General features: G+C 71.5%; 14 protein-coding genes. 10 read left to right on the forward strand and 4 right to left on the reverse strand.

The genetic code is table 11. The annotated features are described in order from the left end of the window. Nucleotides 1–556: 556 nt before the first annotated feature. Together H305_RS0125770 and H305_RS47105 are read left to right on the forward strand one after the other, a co-directional pair. Nucleotides 557–1,219 carry an RNA polymerase sigma factor gene (locus H305_RS0125770; RefSeq protein ID WP_028802944.1) on the forward strand — a complete coding sequence of 221 codons (663 nt, stop codon included), beginning with the start codon at nucleotides 557–559 and terminating at the stop codon, nucleotides 1,217–1,219. Next, the gene (locus tag H305_RS47105) at nucleotides 1,219–2,292 is read left to right on the forward strand and encodes a hypothetical protein (protein ID WP_037765335.1); all 1,074 of its coding nucleotides are present in this window, start codon (nucleotides 1,219–1,221) and stop codon (nucleotides 2,290–2,292) included. The genes H305_RS0125770 and H305_RS47105 overlap by 1 nt, the downstream gene beginning before the upstream one ends. Before the next feature lie 285 nt (nucleotides 2,293–2,577). Here the strand turns inward: H305_RS47105 and H305_RS0125780 are convergent, their stop codons facing one another. Beyond that, a complete protein-coding gene (locus H305_RS0125780) occupies nucleotides 2,578–3,402 on the reverse strand; it encodes a L,D-transpeptidase family protein (protein WP_107440099.1) in 825 nt (274 codons plus the stop codon). A gap of 246 nt (nucleotides 3,403–3,648) precedes the next feature. Between H305_RS0125780 and H305_RS0125785 the strand changes: the two genes are divergently transcribed. Both H305_RS0125785 and leuE read left to right on the forward strand, forming a co-directional pair. Further along, a complete protein-coding gene (locus H305_RS0125785) occupies nucleotides 3,649–5,229 on the forward strand; it encodes an acyl-CoA mutase large subunit family protein (protein WP_028802946.1) in 1,581 nt (526 codons plus the stop codon). Between the two features lie 90 nt (nucleotides 5,230–5,319). After that, nucleotides 5,320–5,970: a leucine efflux protein LeuE gene (gene leuE / locus H305_RS0125790; RefSeq protein WP_028802947.1), complete on the forward strand. Its 651-nt coding sequence runs from the start codon at nucleotides 5,320–5,322 to the stop codon at nucleotides 5,968–5,970. A 252-nt stretch (nucleotides 5,971–6,222) separates the two neighbouring features. Here leuE and H305_RS47110 read toward each other — a convergent pair whose 3' ends face one another. From H305_RS47110 to H305_RS0125805, 3 genes are read right to left on the reverse strand one after another with little or no spacing between them, the layout of a single operon-like run. Further along, a complete protein-coding gene (locus H305_RS47110) occupies nucleotides 6,223–7,389 on the reverse strand; it encodes an acyltransferase family protein (RefSeq protein ID WP_078629250.1) in 1,167 nt (388 codons plus the stop codon). Then, complete coding sequence (locus tag H305_RS0125800) at nucleotides 7,386–8,720, reverse strand: polysialyltransferase family glycosyltransferase (protein WP_028802948.1); 1,335 nt, start codon at nucleotides 8,718–8,720, stop codon at nucleotides 7,386–7,388. Before H305_RS0125800 ends, H305_RS47110 begins: the two co-directional genes overlap by 4 nt. Beyond that, the gene (locus H305_RS0125805) at nucleotides 8,717–9,697 is read right to left on the reverse strand and encodes a glycosyltransferase family 2 protein (protein ID WP_028802949.1); all 981 of its coding nucleotides are present in this window, start codon (nucleotides 9,695–9,697) and stop codon (nucleotides 8,717–8,719) included. The genes H305_RS0125800 and H305_RS0125805 overlap by 4 nt, the downstream gene beginning before the upstream one ends. A 198-nt stretch (nucleotides 9,698–9,895) precedes the next feature. On the opposite strand from H305_RS0125805, the gene H305_RS0125810 reads away from it, so the two are divergent. From H305_RS0125810 to H305_RS0125835, 6 genes are all read left to right on the forward strand, one after another. Continuing rightward, entirely contained in the window at nucleotides 9,896–11,221 is a 1,326-nt protein-coding gene (locus H305_RS0125810) for a DUF6716 putative glycosyltransferase (protein ID WP_028802950.1), read from the forward strand. Nucleotides 11,222–11,301: 80 nt separating this feature from the next. Continuing rightward, nucleotides 11,302–12,615 (forward strand): N-acylneuraminate cytidylyltransferase, encoded by a 1,314-nt coding sequence (locus H305_RS0125815; protein ID WP_028802951.1) that lies wholly within the window; start codon nucleotides 11,302–11,304, stop codon nucleotides 12,613–12,615. Between the two features lie 14 nt (nucleotides 12,616–12,629). Beyond that, entirely contained in the window at nucleotides 12,630–13,568 is a 939-nt protein-coding gene (locus tag H305_RS0125820; protein WP_028802952.1) for an N-acetylneuraminate synthase family protein, read from the forward strand. 29 nt (nucleotides 13,569–13,597) lie between these two features. Beyond that, nucleotides 13,598–14,710 carry a hypothetical protein gene (locus H305_RS0125825; RefSeq protein WP_028802953.1) on the forward strand — a complete coding sequence of 371 codons (1,113 nt, stop codon included), beginning with the start codon at nucleotides 13,598–13,600 and terminating at the stop codon, nucleotides 14,708–14,710. 349 nt (nucleotides 14,711–15,059) lie between these two features. Next, entirely contained in the window at nucleotides 15,060–16,280 is a 1,221-nt protein-coding gene (locus H305_RS0125830; RefSeq protein WP_028802954.1) for an amidohydrolase, read from the forward strand. Between the two features lie 305 nt (nucleotides 16,281–16,585). Then, nucleotides 16,586–17,641 (forward strand): BMP family lipoprotein, encoded by a 1,056-nt coding sequence (locus H305_RS0125835; RefSeq protein WP_028802955.1) that lies wholly within the window; start codon nucleotides 16,586–16,588, stop codon nucleotides 17,639–17,641. Nucleotides 17,642–17,797: the final 156 nt, after the last annotated feature.

Consider the following 17,797-nt stretch of genomic DNA (forward strand, 5'->3'; position numbering starts at 1 on the left):
GCGGAGTGTGGGCGAGGAACTCGCCGGTCGACCCGCTCTGCACGAGACGTCCGCCGACCAGGAGCCCCGCACCACAGGTTGAGGCCGGCGAGGAAGGCTGTGTTGCGGCCCAGTGTCTCGGCCGACGCGGCCCCGGTGATTGTGGCGATCACCTCGCCCAGGGCCGACGCGAGGTCACGTGTCGGCCGTATCGGCCGGCGACGCGGCGCGTCGTCCGAGGCCGGAGCGGGAGACCGCGGAGACGGCCGGGGCCGCCACCCCCCACAGGAGAGGCCCCGACCGTCGCGCGGTACGGGCCGCGCGGCGGCCCGTACTCCCTACAGCGCCGCGGCTGCGTTTTGTGTCACACCTCTCTGCGTCACGACTTAGTTGCATGCTGTACGAACATGGACGAGCAGCGGTTTCACGCCGTAACGTGCCTTTCGCGCCGGAGCGCGGGGGACGACAGGCCGCCGCAGCCGACCGCGGTCCTGGAGCCGCGGCCGACGAACGACGACCACGACGGCGAGAACCCGGTCCGCGAGAGCGGTGCCGGCTTAGGCGCAAGAGAGGCGCGGTGCTGGGGGACGACGCGGAGCTGACCGCCGCGGTGCTTGCTGCACAGGACGGGGACGAGACCGCGTTCCGGACTGTGTACCGCACGGTGCACCCACGGCTGCTCGGGTATGTACGGACGCTGGTCGGTGAGGCGGACGCGGAAGACGTCACGTCCGAGGCCTGGTTGCAGATCGCGCGCGACCTGGAGCGATTCAGCGGCGATGCCGACCGGTTCCGCGGGTGGGCCGCCCGTATCGCCCGCAACCGGGCGCTCGACCACGTACGGATGCGCGGCCGGCGACCCGCGATAGGCGGCGACGAGACCGAACTGACCGGCAGGGCCGCCGAGTCCGACACCGCGGGCGAGGCCATCGAGGCCCTCGCCACCGACAGCACCCTCTCGCTGATAGCCCAGCTCCCGCAGGACCAGGCGGAGGCCGTCGTCCTGCGCGTCGTCGTCGGCCTGGACGCCAAGTCCGCCGCGGAGACGCTCGGCAAGCGCCCGGGCGCGGTCCGCACGGCGGCGCACCGCGGCCTGAAGCGGCTCGCGGAGCTGCTCGGCGGCGACGCGGACACCGGCGGCGGACTCGGTGCCGTTCCCCCACAAAGAGGATCGCGCACACGCGCGGTGACGTCCGCGGGTGTGACGCATACGCGTTCGCGGACGCAGAAGGACATGTGATGGCCGACGAGCAGTACAGATGGCTGGACCGCGAAGCGGCGGAGCGACTGCTGCGCGGTGAGCCGCTGGAAGCCGTCGACGCCGACTCCCGGGCCCAGGCGGAACGGCTCGCCGACGCGCTCGGCGCGCTGTCCGCGGCATCCGTGCCGACCGGCGGTGAACTCCCGGGCGAGGAAGCCGCGTTGGCCGCCTTCCGCAAGGTGCGTACCAGCGGAGACGGTGAGGCCGTGCAGCTCGGCCGCCGTGCCCTCGCCCGTCCCGGGGCGCATGCGGCGGACGCCGGACTCGTACGGATCGGGCGGCCCGGCGTGGGCCGCCGCGGGGTGCGCCGGGGCCGTTCCGCGCGGGTCGGGCTCGCCGCGGCGCTGGCCGCGGGGATGATCGGCGGGGTCGCCGTGGCGGCCGGGACCGGCGTCCTGCCGACTCCGTTCCGTGACGACAAGCCCGCTCCCGCCGCGTCGGTCACCGCGGCCCGCACACCCGAACAGCCACTCGTCTCGCCGTCGCCGGCGACTCCCGGTGGCTCCGTGACGCCGACGCCCGACGGCACCACGAACGGCCCCTCCGGACGCGGACCCGCCTCGCCGGACGACCGCGCGGACGACGACGCCACCCCGGGCACCCGGCCGGGCTCCAAGGGCGACGAGGACTCCGACCGGACGCGCGAGTGGTGGAGGCGTACGCGGCTGTCCTGCCGCGACATCCTGGCCGGCAAGGACCTCGACGCGGGCCGCAGGCGCGGCCTGGAGGACGCGGCGGGCGGCAGTGGACGGGTGAAGACCTACTGCGCCGGCCTGCTGAACCGGCTCGACGACCGCCCCGACCGCGACGACGGCGACGGCACGGGCTCCGGCCGTGACGACCGGGGAGACCAGGGGGACCAGGGCGACCAGGGCGGTGACGGCGACAGCCACCACATACTGCCCGGCGACGGCCACCACCACGGCGTCATCGGCACGCCGTCGCCCTCGTACTCCGCGCTGAGCCCGCTGCTGCCGCGGACGTCACGGCCGTCGTCGCCGTCACCGACGGCGACGCAGAGCGCCCTCGCGTCGCTCCTCACCGCCCGCTGAAAGCGCCGCGCGCACCCCGCCGCGGTGCCCGGGTCCTCGGCGCGTTGCCGCACCCGGCGCTCAGGCACCGCCTCTGACCTGCGGTTTCGTACTTCTTTCAACTTTCTTCGGCCCGGGTGTGACGTTTTCGGCCGCCGCGACGCAGTAATGGGTGAGCCGACTGGTCATCGGCCGTAGTACGGAGCCGGGGTTCCCCCCGTACCCACGGCTCTGTGCACCTGGCGCGGGCGGGACACGTTCCCCCGGTCCCGCCCGCGCCCCACATCCTCTTCCGCGTCCCGGCGCTCACCAGTACACGACGACCTTGTCGCCGTTGCGGACCTGTGCGAACAGGGCAGCGATCTTCCCCTCGTCCCGGACGTTGACGCAGCCGTGCGAAGCGCCGTAATAGCCGCGGGCCGCGAAGTCCGAGGAGTAGTGGACCGCCTGGCCCCCGCTGAAGAACATCGCGTACGGCATGGACGTGTGGTAGATCGTCGACACGTGGTACCGCGACTTGAAATAGACGCTGAACACACCCTCGCGGGTCGGCGTGTACTGCGAACCGAACCGCACGTCCATCGACGAGAGGGTCTTCCCGTCGACCATCCAGCGCAGCGTCCGGCTCGTCTTGCTGATGCACAGCACCCGGCCCGTCATGCAGCGCGGATCCGGCTTCGCGGCCGGCTGACCGCCGTACGGGTACAGCTCCCAGGACGCCGGCTCGTGCGTCATCTTCCGCAACCTCTGCCAGGTGACGGTGTCCAGCTCACCGGTGCGCGGCAGACCCCGCTTGCCCTGGAAGCCCTTCACCGCCTTCACCGTCGGCGAGTCGTACCTCCCGGTCGGCGGGGTGATGAGCCAGGCGACCTGGTGCAGCCGGGCCTGGAGTTCGCGGACGTCGCGGCCCTTGTCGCCCCGGGACCACAGGACCTCGGGGGCGGCGGGGCCCGGCTTGGCGCCGGGCTTCCCGCTCTCCTTGCCGTCCTCGGACGCCGACGGGCCGCCGCTGCCGCCGCGCACGGGTGGTGGCTGCTTCCCGTGGGCGTCCACGGCCTGCGCCGTGCAGCCGCTCAGCACGATGAGGGCCGCGAGGGCGGCCAGCGATCTCCCCATGCCCGTCGTACGCATCCGGACCCCCCGTTTCGCTGTTGTGTCACCTGAGATGCTCCCCGCACGTGACCGGTTGCGAACTAGACGGCATGGTGGAGAGCGAGAAGCAGAAACTAAACGAAACGAACCGCGGAACAGGTCCGTGAAACCGGTCTGTGAGGAAGGTCCCAGCGTGGGGCACTCCACCGGGCGCACGGCCGCCGCTACAGTCCGTCGCGAGGGTCGGGTCCTACTAGTAAGTAGCTTCAGCGGGAGGCACAGCACATGGCGCGCGAATCCGAGTCCGGTCTGCCCATCGAGCCGGTGTACGGGCCGGAGACTCTGGAGGGCTGGGACCCGTCCGAGAAGCTGGGCGCGCCGGGTTCCTACCCCTTCACCCGCGGCGTGTATCCGTCGATGTACACCGGCCGGCCGTGGACGATGCGGCAGTACGCCGGCTTCGGCACGGCCGTGGAGTCCAACGCCCGCTACAAGCAGCTGATCGCCAACGGCACCATGGGCCTGTCGGTCGCCTTCGACCTGCCCACGCAGATGGGCCACGACTCGGACGCGGCCATCGCGCACGGTGAGGTCGGCAAGGTCGGCGTCGCCATCGACTCGATCGACGACATGCGCGTGCTGTTCGGCGGAATCCCGCTGGACAAGGTCTCCACGTCGATGACCATCAACGCGCCCGCGTCGCTGCTCCTGCTGATGTACCAGCTGGTCGGCGAGGAGCAGGGCGTGCCGGCCGACCAGCTGACGGGCACGATCCAGAACGACGTGCTCAAGGAGTACATCGCGCGAGGCACGTACATCTTCCCGCCGAAGCCCTCGCTGCGTCTGATCGCGGACATCTTCAAGTACTGCAAGGCCGAGATCCCGAAGTGGAACACCATCTCGATCTCGGGCTACCACATGGCGGAGGCGGGTGCCTCGCCCGCGCAGGAGATCGCGTTCACGCTCGCGGACGGCATCGAGTACGTCCGCACGGCGGTCGCCGCCGGCATGGACGTGGACGACTTCGCCCCCCGCCTCTCCTTCTTCTTCGTCGCCCGCACGACGATCCTCGAAGAGGTCGCCAAGTTCCGTGCCGCGCGCAGGATCTGGGCCCGGGTCATGCGGGACGAGTTCGGCGCCAAGAACCCGAAGTCCCTCATGCTGCGCTTCCACACGCAGACCGCCGGTGTGCAGCTGACCGCCCAGCAGCCGGAGGTGAACCTGGTCCGCGTCGCCGTCCAGGGACTGGCCGCCGTCCTCGGCGGCACGCAGTCCCTGCACACCAACTCCTTCGACGAGGCGATCGCGCTCCCCACCGACAAGTCCGCGCGCCTGGCGCTGCGCACCCAGCAGGTGCTGGCGTACGAGACGGACGTCACCGCCACCGTGGACCCCTTCGCGGGCTCGTACGTCATCGAGAAGATGACCGACGAGGTCGAGGCGGCGGCCGTCGAACTCATGGGCAAGGTCGAGGACCTGGGCGGCGCGGTCAACGCCATCGAGCACGGCTTCCAGAAGAACGAGATCGAGCGCTCGGCGTACCGGATCGCCCAGGAGACCGACTCGGGCGAGCGGGTCGTCGTCGGCGTCAACCGCTACACGATCGACGTCGAGGAGCCCTACGAGCCGCTCCGCGTCGACCCGGCGATCGAGGCCCAGCAGGCCGAGCGCCTCGCGAAGCTGCGCGCCGAGCGCGACCAGGCCGCGGTGGACGCCGCCCTCGCCGACCTCAAGAAGGCGGCCGAGGGCACGGACAACGTCCTCTACCCGATGAAGGACGCCCTCCGCGCCCGCGCCACGGTCGGCGAGGTCTGCAACGCCCTGCGCGAGACCTGGGGCACGTACGTGCCGTCCGACGCCTTCTGAGCCGGCACGCGGTCCACGCCCGGACCGATCCCGTCTCACCGGGCGAAACCCGGGGGTGGAGGGTCGTGCGCGCGTGCGACACTCCACCTCATGCTTGGTGTCGTTGATCTGCCCACCTATCTGGCGGGCCTCGTGCTGATCGTGCTGCTGCCCGGTCCGAACTCGCTGTACGTGCTCTCGGTCGCGGCCCGCCGGGGCGTCCGCGCCGGGTACACCGCCGCGGCGGGCGTGTGGTGCGGGGACACTGTGCTGATGACGCTGTCGGCGGCGGGCGTCGCGTCGCTGCTGCAGGCGAACGCCGTGCTGTTCGGGATCGTGAAGTACGCGGGCGCCGGCTATCTGACGTGGCTGGCGATCGGGATGCTGCGGGCCGCCCGGGGCATGTGGCGGACCCGGCGGGAGCGGGTCGTGGAGTCCGGTGAGGCCGTGGGGGCCGCCGGGGAACGGCCGTACCGGCGCGCGCTCGTGATCAGCCTGTTCAACCCGAAGGCGATCCTGTTCTTCGTCGCCTTCTTCGTGCAGTTCGTGGACCCGGGCTACGCCTACCCCGCCCTGTCGTTCGTGGTCCTCGGCGCCTTCGCGCAGCTCGCCAGCTTCCTCTACCTCACGGCGCTGATCTTCAGCGGCACCCGGCTGGCGTCGGCCTTCCGCAGGCGCAGGCGGCTGTCCGCGGGGGCCACGACCGCCGCGGGCGCCCTCTTCCTCGGCTTCGCCGTGAAGCTCACGCTCGCCGCCGCCTGACGCCCGCCGGCGGTCCGCTCACCGCAGGCCCACGCCGGCCCCGTGCGGGGCGGCCGGGTCGTGCCGGGTACGGCCGGCACGAGGAGAGATCACTCCCTGGCGGAGCCGGCGGGTACGGGGACTGCCGTACGCCTGCCCGGGGACACACCCCCGAACGGCCGCCGAGATGAACGGCGGGCCCACTCGCCCGGACATCCGCGTCGTCGAGCGCCGGACCGGCCGTCGTGGGCCCGCCCGGCGCTCGACGAGCCGCTAGGAGCGGGGGCGCGACAAGGCCGTGCGGATCTTCGGAGTGAGCCACTCCTCGACGTAGCGGTTGAGCAGCCAGGCCAGCAGCAGCATCACGGCGACCGTGAGCAGGAACGTGCCGTAGGACGGGATGTGCAGCGTGCGGTGACAGGCCCGGATGGCCACCCACCCCAGGTGCTCGTGGACCAGGTAGAAGGGGTACGTCAGCGCGCCCGCGACGCTCAGCCAGCGCCAGTTCGCCCAGTTCAGCCAGCCCAGCGCGATCGCGGCCACGGCCAGATAGCCGAGCGTGACGACGAGGACGATGCCGAACGAGGTGCGGTACGAGAAGAAGTCCGGGTCGGGAGCGTGCCACAGCCGCTGGACCGCGTAGTGCTGGCCGATCAGCCAGCTCACGCCGACGATGCCCCAGGCGTACGCGTCCCGCCGCTCCCGGTGCACGAGGTAGAGGCCGACGCCGCCGATGAAGAACGGCGCGTACTCCGGCATCAGGACGAGGTTGAGGAGCGGCTCGTTCGCGGCCTGCGCGATCGCCGCCGCCAGCGTCCAGCCGGCGCAGAAGAGGATCACCCGCTGCCGGCTCGCGCCGGGCAGCACGATGCACAGCGCGAACAGGGCGTAGAAGCGGACCTCCGCCCACAGCGTCCAGCACACGCCGAGCACCCGGTCGACGCCCAGGGGCTGCTGGAGCATCGTCAGGTTCACCAGCGCGTCGCTCGGCGAGACCGCCTTGTACGCGACCACGGGCAGCGCGAACACCGCCGTCACGATGACGATCGCCGCCCAGTAGGCGGGCAGCAGGCGGGAGGCGCGGGAGGCGAAGAACGCGCGCGGGGTGCGGCCCCAGCCGCTCATGCAGATGACGAATCCGCTGATGACGAAGAAGACCTGGACGCCCAGACAGCCGTACGCGAAGTACGAGTGCAGCAGGGGGAACTGATGCTGGGGAGAACTGCCCCACGCCTGCGTGACCTCGCCGTCGCGTCCGCCGTAGTGGTACCCGGCGACCATCAGCGCGGCGACGAGCCGCAGTCCGTCGAGCGCACGCAGGCGCGGAGCGTGCGCCCGGGGCGGTATCCGGGGCGGGACACCGTCGGCCCCGGTGCCCGGCGTGGATTTCGCGGGCGTGTCCAGGGAGGCGGCGACGGGCCCCGCGGCCGAGGCGGTCATCCGAGCGTCGCCCGCTTCAGCGACCGGGCGCGGCGCGCCACCCGGCGGACCGTCGCGTTGCGCGGGATGAAGGCGAGCTGCGCCGGGACCGCGCCGGGCAGCGCCAGCGAGGTGAGCCTGCGGCGCTTGAAGTACCGCCAGGTGCCGTCGTTCAGATGACGCGTCAGGTAGTCCTCGGCGGTCCCGCGCAGATCCGGGTAGATCTTCGGCTGCATCGCGAACCCGACGGCCTGCACGAGCGCGGTGAGCGCCGTGACGTCCATCGCGCGCCGCTGCTCGGCGACCGCCGCCTTGTCCGTGAGCTCCGGCAGCAGGGCGTCCACGACGGTGACGGGGATGCGGTTGCTGTTCTCGTACGGGGTGAGGCGGTCCAGCAACGACCCGGTGCCGATGCGGGCGACGGGCAGGCCGTACAGCGCGGACGCCGTGAGCAGCGCGGTGGAGAAGCAGCCGACGACCAGGGCGGGGCGCATCCGCTGGTAGAGCACCTCGGCGAGGACCGGTGTGTCCAGCACGGTGAGGTCGGCGCCGAGTCGCTCGGCCTCCTTCTCCAGGGTGCGCGACCAGCGGGCGGGAGCCGTCGGATGCGGTTTGAACACCACGCGGGTGTGACCGAGCGCGATCGCGCCCTTCAGCATCCGTACGTGCAGGTCCTCCTCCTCCTCGGCGGTGAGGATGCCGAGCGCGGAGAGGTACTGGCCGAGGAGCAGCGCGGGTTCGTCCATCGCGGGCAACGCGTCGCCGGTGTCGACGAGTTCGCCGAGCACCTTGACGAACGCGTCCGTCGGCACGATCTCCGGCCGCACGTCGAACTCGGTGAGCAGCAGCGGGACCAGACCGGGGACGAGGTCCAGGTGGAGCAGCCGGGTCACCCGGGTGCCGACCAACGGGTCGATCTTGTTGCGGGTGGGGCCGTAGCTCATCAGGCCGTCGGCGTACACGGTGACGGGTGCGCCGGTGAAGATCTGCGCGACGCCCAGCGCCGGGTTCACCTGGATCGACTCGACGGCCAGCTCGACGTCGTCGTCGCCGAGGTCCCAGGCGAGCCGCAGGTGCCGCTCCCACAGGGGCACGTCGTCGAGGCGCGGAGCCCAGCCGCCGGGATGGAAGGGCGAGATGGTCTCGTTCCACGAGATCACGTCGTCGAACCGGCCACGCAGCCGCTCGAAGCCCGGCATCTCGTCCACGCCGGGCGTCGTCTCGGGCGTCGCCGCGTTGTTGGAGACGAGCAGGATGCGCCGGTCGGCGGGGGCGAAGCAGTCGGTGTCCAGGGCGGCGGCGAGCGTGGCCGTGCCGTACAGCGTGGACGCCATGAAGATCTGGGTGGTCACGCGGCCACCCCCGTGCCGGGAGCGGGCCGGCGGCGCAGCCGGCGCAGCCGGGTGGCGCGCTGGACGTCCATCGAGTCGAGGGCGTCGTCGAGCACGTCCTGCGGCATGCGCCGCAGGGCGACCGCGCTCATCGACTTGAGTTTCCGTGCCACGGGTGGCTCGAACCTTTCGATGGTTCCAAGGTGATGGGAAATGATCGCGCAATACGTGCGCACGGCCTTGGGCAGGAGTTTTTCCGCGTCACGGTCCCCGGCGGTTTCCGCCACGACCTGATCGAACGCCCGAATGAAATCCAGCTGACGTACGTCGCCGATCTGCGTCAGTGAGGAGGCCACACCACGCCGGTAGAACACGCCGAGCAGTCCCACCGTGGCGAAGGATTCGGCCTCCCGGTGCAGCTTCCAGATCCACGGCCGGTCCTCGGCCGTACGCAGCCCGTCGGTGAAGTGCAGCAGGCCGCGGTCGACCAGACGGCGGTGGTAGATGCCCGCCCAGGCGTACGCGTAGTCGACGGACGTGGACCGGTCCGCGGGCAGGATCGCGTCGCGCGGATTCATCACCACACCGCGCCGGCCGTGCGGGACCCGATTGACGGTGCGGGCCCGCGCGGTGCACTGGACATGGTCCGTGCGCACGAAGTCGCAGCCCAACTCCTCGATGGACGCCAGGAGTTGCTGGTAGTAGCCGGGGGCGAGCCAGTCGTCCCCGTCGAGGAACGTGAGGTATTCGCCGCGCGCGGTGTCGATGCCTGTGTTCCGCGCGGTCGCCAGCCCTCCGTTCTTCTCGTGTCTGACATACACCGCACCCGGGAGCTCGCGCTCCGCGCGCGCGAGAATGTCAGGTGTCTCGTCGCGCGAGCAGTCGTCGACGAGAATGAATTCGAAGTCCTCGCGTGTGTTCGCACGCAGGCTCTTCAGGGTGTCGGGCGCATATTGCTGCACGTTGTAGAACGGCACGATGACGGAGAGCTTGACCACCCACGTGACGTTAGGCGGCGGCCCGGCATTCGTCTTGACCGCTGGTGAGATGTCAGGTGAACGACGCGTGGCGAAGCCGTGAACCCAGCTGATTTCGGTGCGTGGCGCGGCCCGATTCGCCATTCGTCGATGTGCTGTTAACCGTTTGTTGCATTCGGGTTGGGCCGCACCTCGAAATGGCTTCCTAGCGTCTTCGGCGTGCCAGCAAGTACCACGAAGTCCCTGCGGGTGGCCGTCCTCGCGGATTCCGATACCCGGTGGAAATGGGGCTCGCTCACCGCGAACCGCCTTTCCCCCGCCGAATCGGACATGCGCCTCGACGGCTTCCTCCTGCGCGGCCGTGCCACTCCCACCGCCCGCCAGCTCGAAGAGGTCGGCGTCCGCGCGGATTCCCTCCGCGAGGTCAGCGCCGTCGAGTTCCTGCGCGAGATGGCGAAGGAGTCGTACGACGTCCTGGTCCTCGCGCTGGTCGGCGGTGCCGTCCAGGCGATGCTGCACGGCCTCGCCCACGCCTGGGACGGGCGCACGCGGCGCCCCGTGGTCGTCACCGGCTACGTCGGCGTCGTCTACGAGAAGCTCGCCGACGGCCTGCTCCTGCGGCACGGCGCGGACCTGGTTCTCGCCAACTCCCGCCAGGACGCGGACCGGTTCCGGGCCGTGTACGAAGGAGTGGGCGCCGACGCCTCCTCGGTGACCGAGGTCGCGCTGCCCTTCCTCGGCGGTGCGGACTACACCGGGAACGATCCGTACACCGTCGTCTTCGCCGCGCAGCCCTCCGTGCCGGAGAGCCGCAAGGACCGCACCTACCTGCTCGACCGGCTGATCGGGCACGCCCGCCTGCACCCGGAGCGCGAGGTGCTGCTCAAACTGCGCTCCAAGCCGGGCGAGCACACCACGCACATCGAGGAACTGCCCTACCAGAAGCTTGCTCAGAAGACCGACCTGCCGCCCAACTTCCGCCTCGTGTACGGGCACATGGGCGAGGTCCTGGACCGTACCGACCTGCTGGTCACGGTCAGTTCCACCGCGGCCCTGGAGTCGCTGCACCGGCGCATCCCCACCGTCGTCCTGACCGACCTCGGGGTGCGCGAGGCGCTGGGCAACCACCACTTCGTCGGCTCCGGCTGCCTCGCCTCCTGGGACCAGCTCGACGACGGACACCGGCCCACGCCCGACGCGGCCTGGGTGGCCCGGCAGGGCGTCGTCGCCGGGGGCCCCTCCACCGGGGGAGGCTCCTACGAGACGGCCTTCGACGGGGCGCGCCTGCGCATCGGCGAGCTGCTGGAGGCCGCGAGCCTGCCGCCGCTCGCGCCCTACTACACGCCCGTCACCGCGCCCGGCTACCTGCCCGGCATCCTCGCCCGCCACCACCTCGGCCCGGACGGCAGCCCGCTGCCCGGCGCGCCCGCGGCGGACAAGGAGCCCAGCCCGGTACGGCAGATCGTGCGCCGGGCGGCCCGCGGCGCCTACCGCCACGGCGTCCAGCGCGTGGCACCGGTGATCCGGCGGATGGGTGAGCTGTGAGCGCCGCCGGCCGGCGCGACGCGCCCGGAAACCCCCGCCCCCCACGCCTCTCTCGCCTCCCTCGTCAAGGAGAACAGCGCATGACCCATCAGGAAGCGGACCAAGCGGCGCCGATGCGCCGGGTGCTCGCGGTGATCCCCGCGCGCGGCGGCTCCAAGGGCGTGCCCGCGAAGAACCTCCTCCCGGTCGGCGGTGTGCCGCTGGTGGCCCGCGCGGTGCGCGAGTGCCGCGCGACGCGCCTCGTCACGGACGTCGTGGTCTCCACTGACGACCAGGCGATCGCGGCGGCGGCCCGGCAGGCCGGCGCCGAGGTCGTGCTGCGTCCCGCCGCCATCGCCGGCGACACCGCCACCTCCGAGGCCGCCGTCCTGCACGCCATGGACGCCCACGAGGCGCTGCACGGCTCGGCCGTCGACGTGGTCCTCCTCGTCCAGTGCACCAGCCCGTTCATCGTCCGCGAGGACATCGACGGCGTCGCCGCGGCCGTCGTCGAGAACGGCGCGGACACCGCCCTGACCGTGGCCCCGTTCCACGGGTTCATCTGGCGGGACGCGGCCGACGACCCCGCCGTCGTGGACACCGCGCACACCGCCGAGGCGAGCGTGGCCGGCGCGGGAGGCACCACCAAGGTCGCCAACTCCACCGGCACGGACGGCGGCTACGGCGTCAACCACGACAAGTCCTTCCGCCCCCGGCGCCAGGACCGCCCCCAGGACCTCCTGGAGACCGGCGCGGCCTACGCGATGGACGCGACGGGCCTGCGCGAGCACAAGCACCGCTTCTTCGGCCGCACCGAGCCGGTGCGCACCGATCCCGCGCGGGTCCTGGAGATCGACGACCCGCACGACCTCGCCCGCGCCCGTGCCCTCGCGCCCCTCTTCGACGCCAACCGCCCCGGCTCCCTCCCGACCGCCGACGACATCGACGCGGTCGTCCTCGACTTCGACGGCACCCAGACCGACGACAGGGTGCTGATCGACTCCGAGGGACGGGAGATCGTCTCCGTGCACCGCGGGGACGGCCTCGGCATCGCGGCCCTCCGCAGGAGCGGCCTGACGATGCTCATCCTGTCCACGGAGAAGAACCCGGTCGTCGCCGCACGCGCACGCAAGCTCCAGATCCCCGTGCTGCACGGCATCGACCGGAAAGACCTCGCACTGAAGCAGTGGTGCGAGGAGCAGGGCATCGCGCCTGAGCGCGTGCTCTACGTCGGCAACGACGTCAACGACCTCCCGTGCTTCGCCCTCGTCGGCTGGCCCGTGGCGGTCGCGAGCGCCCACGACGTCGTGCGCGGCGCCGCACGCGCGGTCACCACCGTCCCCGGCGGTGACGGCGCGATCCGAGAGATCGCCAGCTGGATCCTCGGCCCCTCTCTCGACTCCCTCGACAAGTAAGGAACTTCTCCACCATGAGCACCAACTCCCGTCTGCGCACCTTCGGTTCGAAGACCGCCGGCCCGGGCCACCCCGTCTACGTCGTCGGCGAGATCGGCATCAACCACAACGGCGAGCTCGAGAACGCCTTCAAGCTGATCGACGCCGCCGCCGAGGCGGGCTGCGACGCCGTGAAGTTCCAGAAGCGCACGCCGGAGATCTGCACCCCGCGCGACCAGTGGGACATCGAGCGCGACACCCCCTGGGGCCGCATGACCTACATCGACTACCGCCACCGCGTGGAGTTCGGTGAGGACGAGTACCGCCAGATCGACGAGTACTCCAAGGAGAAGGGCATCGCCTGGTTCGCCTCCCCGTGGGACACCGAGGCCGTCGCCTTCCTGGAGAAGTTCGACGTCCCGGCCCACAAGGTCGCGTCCGCGTCCCTGACCGACGACGAGCTGCTGCGTTCGCTGCGCGCCACCGGCCGCACGGTCATCCTGTCCACCGGCATGTCGACCCCGAAGCAGATCCGCCACGCCGTCGAGGTCCTCGGCTCGGACAACATCCTGCTGTGCCACGCCACGTCGACCTACCCGGCCAAGGCCGAGGAGCTCAACCTGCGCGTCATCAACACCCTGCAGGCCGAGTACCCGAACGTCCCGATCGGCTACTCGGGCCACGAGACCGGCCTGCAGACGACGCTCGCCGCGGTCGCCCTGGGCGCCACCTTCGTCGAGCGCCACATCACCCTCGACCGCGCCATGTGGGGCTCCGACCAGGCGGCCTCCGTCGAGCCGCAGGGCCTGACGCGCCTCGTCCGTGACATCCGCACCATCGAGGCCTCCCTCGGCGACGGCGTCAAGAAGGTCTACGAGTCCGAGCTCGGCCCCATGAAGAAGCTGCGCCGTGTCGCGGGCGTCGTCGCAGAGGCGGAGATCGCCGCCGCCGCGGGCGAGCCGGTCGCGGTCTGAGCGCCTTACGACGGGACGGTCGTACACCGATGAGCCCCCGCGCCGGTTCCGCCGGCAGCCACACCCTCGCCTTCGTCGAGAGTCCGGTACAGCTCCTGAACGTGCTGGAGTGGGCGCACACGCGCGCCCACAGTGCCGCGGCGGCGGCCGACGCGGGGCTCACCCGCGCGACGGCGCCCGGCGCGGAGCTCACCCTCGTCGTCCTGTCCCCGAACGACCCGATGACCCGCGGCCAGTTGCGCCGCATGGCCGAGCTGGCCCGGGACGAGGGCCACGAGGTCCGCTGGGAGGAGGCACGCGGCGGCACCACGGCCCCCTTCCACACCATCGGGGGACTGGCTCCGCTGCTCCGCCGGGCCCGGCGCATCGTCATGGGGGACCCCTTCTCCCGGTACGTGCAGCTCCTGCTGACCATCACCCGGGCCCAGGACCTGGTCGTGGTCGACGACGGCACGGCGACGATGGAGTTCGTCGCCCAGCTCGCGCGCGGCGAGCGCCTGGTGCGCTGGCACCGGCGCGGCGGCCGCCCCGGCCCGCGCGACGTGCTCTTCGCGCCGGTCTCCGCCTCGGCCCGCCGCCGTCTCACCCCGACCGAGCACCGCACCGTCGAGGTCTTCTCCTCCATGCCGATCGAATCGGCACCGGACGGCGTCCGCGTCACCGCCAACGACTTCTCCTGGACCCGCGCCCGCTTCGGGCCGCCCCGCATCACCAAGGGCGCCGACCTCGTCGGCACGTCCCTCGTCGAGACCGGGGTCGTCGATCCGGACCGCTACCTGGACGCGGTGCGCTCCCTCGCCGCCGCCCACGGCGCGACCCGCTACTTCGCGCACCGCCGCGAGAGCACCGACAAGCTGCACCGGCTGGCCGTCGAGACCGGGCTGGAGATCGTCCGCCCCGACCTGCCCCTCGAACTGATCGCCCGCCGCGGCCCCATCGGGCGTACGATCCTGAGCTTCCCGTCGACGGTCGTCCACACCCTCCCACTCGCCCTCGTGGGCACCGAGGTCCGGGTGGCCGTCTGCGACATCGACCCGGCCTGGCTCACGGAGAACGCCTCCCCGCGGGCGCAGGGCTTCCTGTCGGGGGTCACGGGCACCGCACGCGACGTCCACCGGCTCTCGGCGGTGAGCACTGCCTGACGCCCCGACATCCCGACGCGCACGCCCCGTGTCGCAACAGTGGCGCTCGCATGAGCGTCCGGCGGCGGGTGAAGGGCGCGGACGTGGTATGCGTGGGGTACGGGAATGGCCTCGGGAACCCCGAGCGTTCCCCGGACGGGTTCCGCGCGCCCTCGCGGACCGGAATCGTGGGCCGGTCACCACATCGGCCCAAGATCCAATCGCTCGGAAAGCCGGGCGAGCTTACCCATCCCCGCCAATAGCTATGCGGTGCGCGGCCGATTTTTCTTCCCCTAACGGGCTGAAGTTTTGTTGATCGTGGGTCGGTCGGCCGCCCGATCGCCCTACCCTTCAAAGGGTGAACCAACTGATGTCCCGAGAGTCCGAGGCCGATCTCCCCGGGGAACCGCTGCTCCCCGGCGCGCTGCCCGAGGCACTGCGCGCCGAACTCGTTGCGTTCCGCCGAGACCTGCACATGCACCCCGAGCTCGGCAACCAGGAGTTCCGCACCACGGCGGCGCTCAAGGCGCGCCTGGAGCAGGCCGGCCTTCAGCCGCGGGTGCTCGCCATCGGGACCGGACTCATCTGCGACATCGGCGACCGGGACGGCGGACGGCCCATGCTCGCGCTGCGCGCCGACATCGACGCGCTGCCCATCCCCGACACCAAGACGGACTGCGCGTACCGGTCCACCGTGCCCGACCGTGCCCATGCCTGCGGCCACGACATCCACACGACGGTCGTGCTCGGTGCCGGGCTGGTCCTCGCCGAGCTGCACCGCGAGGGGCGGCTGCCCCGCCCCGTGCGGCTGATCTTCCAGCCCGCGGAGGAGGTGCTGCCCGGCGGCGCCCCGGACGCGATCGACTCGGGTGTCCTCGACGGCGTGGGGCGCATCATCGGTGTGCACTGCGACCCGAGGGTCGACGCGGGGCTCATCGGACTGCGGCACGGCGCCATCACCTCGGCGTGCGACCGGCTCGAGGTCTCACTCGACGGCGCGGGCGGGCACACCGCGCGCCCTCACCTCACCACCGACCTCGTGACCGCGGCCGCCCGTGTCGTCACCGACGTGCCGGCCCTCGTCGCCCGGCGCGTTGATGCCCGCAGCGGGCTCGCCGTGACCTGGGGCCGTATCGAGTCGGGCCACGCCTGCAACGTCATCCCGCAGCACGCCGAGCTCTCGGGCACCGTGCGCTGCCTGGACCTGGAGGCCTGGCGGGCGGCGCCCGACCTGCTGCACGCCGCGATCGACGAGATCGCGAACCTCTACCGCGCCAAGTCCGAGATCAACTACATCCGCGGCGTCCCCCCGGTCGTCAACGACCCGGCCGTCTCGGAGCTGCTGCGCCACGCGATGACCGCACGGCGCGGGCCGCACTCCATCGAGGACACCGAACAGAGCCTCGGCGGCGAGGACTTCTCCTGGTACCTGGAGCATGTGCCGGGCGCGATGGCCCGCCTGGGGGTGCGCACTCCGGGCGACCGCACCACCCGTGACCTGCACCGCGGCGACTTCGACGCGGACGAGTCGGCCATCACCGTCGGCGTCGAGCTGTTCACGGCGGCGGCACTGCTGGACGCCGGGGCGTGAGGCGGACGGGCGCGATCGGCGACTCGGTCGCGCCCTTCACGGTCGCGCAGTAGCGTGGGCCAAGCCATCCGTGGCCACGGACCTCGTCACGCGGGCCGCTCCTTGCGGATGCGAAGGGTGATGCCGGTGGCGGGTGTTGTGCGCCCCCTTGCTCCTTTCGGCCCCGTGGTTCACAAGGACGTAACCGGCCATCGGCACGAATGGATAACGGCCACGCGGTACCCCGTTCCCTGGACGGTCTACGCGCGTTAATCTGCGCCGAACTCAGCACCCACTGCGGGGCTTTGGAGAATGGGGAGCTTCAGATGCGTCGGATATCCAGCCTGACCCGCGTCGCGGTGGGGGTCGCGTCGCTCGCACTCGCCGCCACGGCCTGCGGCGGCACCAGCAACGACAGCGACAAGGGCAGCGGCGACAGCAGCAAGACCGGCAAGGGTCTCGCCATTGCCTACGACGTCGGCGGCAAGGGCGACCAGTCCTTCAACGACGCCGCGTACGAGGGCCTGAAGAAGGCGAAGGCGGAGTTCAAGTACGCCACCGCCGACATCGAGCCCACCGACGGCGAGACCGACGCCGACAAGGAGCAGCGCCTCGCGTCGCTGGCCAAGCAGGGCTACAACCCGGTCATCGGCATCGGCTTCGCCTACGGTCCCGCCCTGGAGGCGGTGGCCAAGAAGTACCCGAAGACCAGCTTCGGCATCGTCGACTCGGTCGTCGAGGGCGACAACGTGGCGTCCCTGGTCTTCGCCGAGCAGGAGTCCTCCTACCTCGCCGGTGTCGCGGCCGCCAAGGCCACCAAGTCCGACACGGTCGGCTTCGTCGGCGGTGTGGACATCCCGCTGATCCACAAGTTCGAGGCGGGCTACAAGCAGGGTGTCCAGGACACCAAGCCGGGCGTCAAGGTCCTCTCCCAGTACCTGACGCAGACCGCCGAGGAGGGCGGCTTCTCCAGCCCGGACAAGGGCAAGGCCGCCGCCGAGGGCCAGATCGAGAAGAAGGCCGACGTCGTCTACCAGGCCGCCGGCCTGTCCGGCCAGGGCGTGATCGAGGCCGCCGCCAAGGCGAAGGTGTGGGCGATCGGCGTCGACTCCGACCAGTACAAGCAGGCGGCGCTGGCCAAGTACAAGGACTCGATCCTGACCTCCGCGCTCAAGGACGTCGGTGGTGCCGTGTACTCGCTCGCCAAGTCCGTCAAGGACGGCAAGCCGCTGACCGGGACGCAGACCTTCGACCTGAAGGTGGACGGCGTCGGCCTCGCCGACAGCAACCCGAAGATGGCGGAGATCTCCGGCCTGACCGACGCCGTGGCCAAGGCCAAGGAGGGCATCGTCGGCGGCTCCATCAAGGTCAAGACCGAGTAGTGACCACACGGGCGCGCCGAGGCTCGCCCCGCCGGAAGCGGCGAACGTGGTCGAAGTGACACAGAGCGGGCGGGCACCATGGGTGCCCGCCCGCTCTCGTGTGCCCCGCGCAGGTCACCCACCGCCACAGCACCTTTGCGTTCGGCAAGCCTGCGT

This window comes from Streptomyces sp. 142MFCol3.1, assembly GCF_000424945.1.
Classification (GTDB): domain Bacteria; phylum Actinomycetota; class Actinomycetes; order Streptomycetales; family Streptomycetaceae; genus Streptomyces; species Streptomyces siamensis.

Coding starts and splice junctions, on each gene's coding strand:
- H305_RS47110 (WP_078629250.1), bottom strand. CDS start 7,389: ATGACCGCCTCGGCCGCGGGGCCCGTCGCCGCCTCCCTGGACACGCCC.
- H305_RS0125785 (WP_028802946.1), top strand. CDS start 3,649: ATGGCGCGCGAATCCGAGTCCGGTCTGCCCATCGAGCCGGTGTACGGG.
- H305_RS0125780 (WP_107440099.1), bottom strand. CDS start 3,402: ATGCGTACGACGGGCATGGGGAGATCGCTGGCCGCCCTCGCGGCCCTC.
- H305_RS0125835 (WP_028802955.1), top strand. CDS start 16,586: ATGCGTCGGATATCCAGCCTGACCCGCGTCGCGGTGGGGGTCGCGTCG.
- leuE (WP_028802947.1), top strand. CDS start 5,320: ATGCTTGGTGTCGTTGATCTGCCCACCTATCTGGCGGGCCTCGTGCTG.
- H305_RS47105 (WP_037765335.1), top strand. CDS start 1,219: ATGGCCGACGAGCAGTACAGATGGCTGGACCGCGAAGCGGCGGAGCGA.
- H305_RS0125815 (WP_028802951.1), top strand. CDS start 11,302: ATGACCCATCAGGAAGCGGACCAAGCGGCGCCGATGCGCCGGGTGCTC.
- H305_RS0125825 (WP_028802953.1), top strand. CDS start 13,598: ATGAGCCCCCGCGCCGGTTCCGCCGGCAGCCACACCCTCGCCTTCGTC.
- H305_RS0125820 (WP_028802952.1), top strand. CDS start 12,630: ATGAGCACCAACTCCCGTCTGCGCACCTTCGGTTCGAAGACCGCCGGC.
- H305_RS0125830 (WP_028802954.1), top strand. CDS start 15,060: ATGTCCCGAGAGTCCGAGGCCGATCTCCCCGGGGAACCGCTGCTCCCC.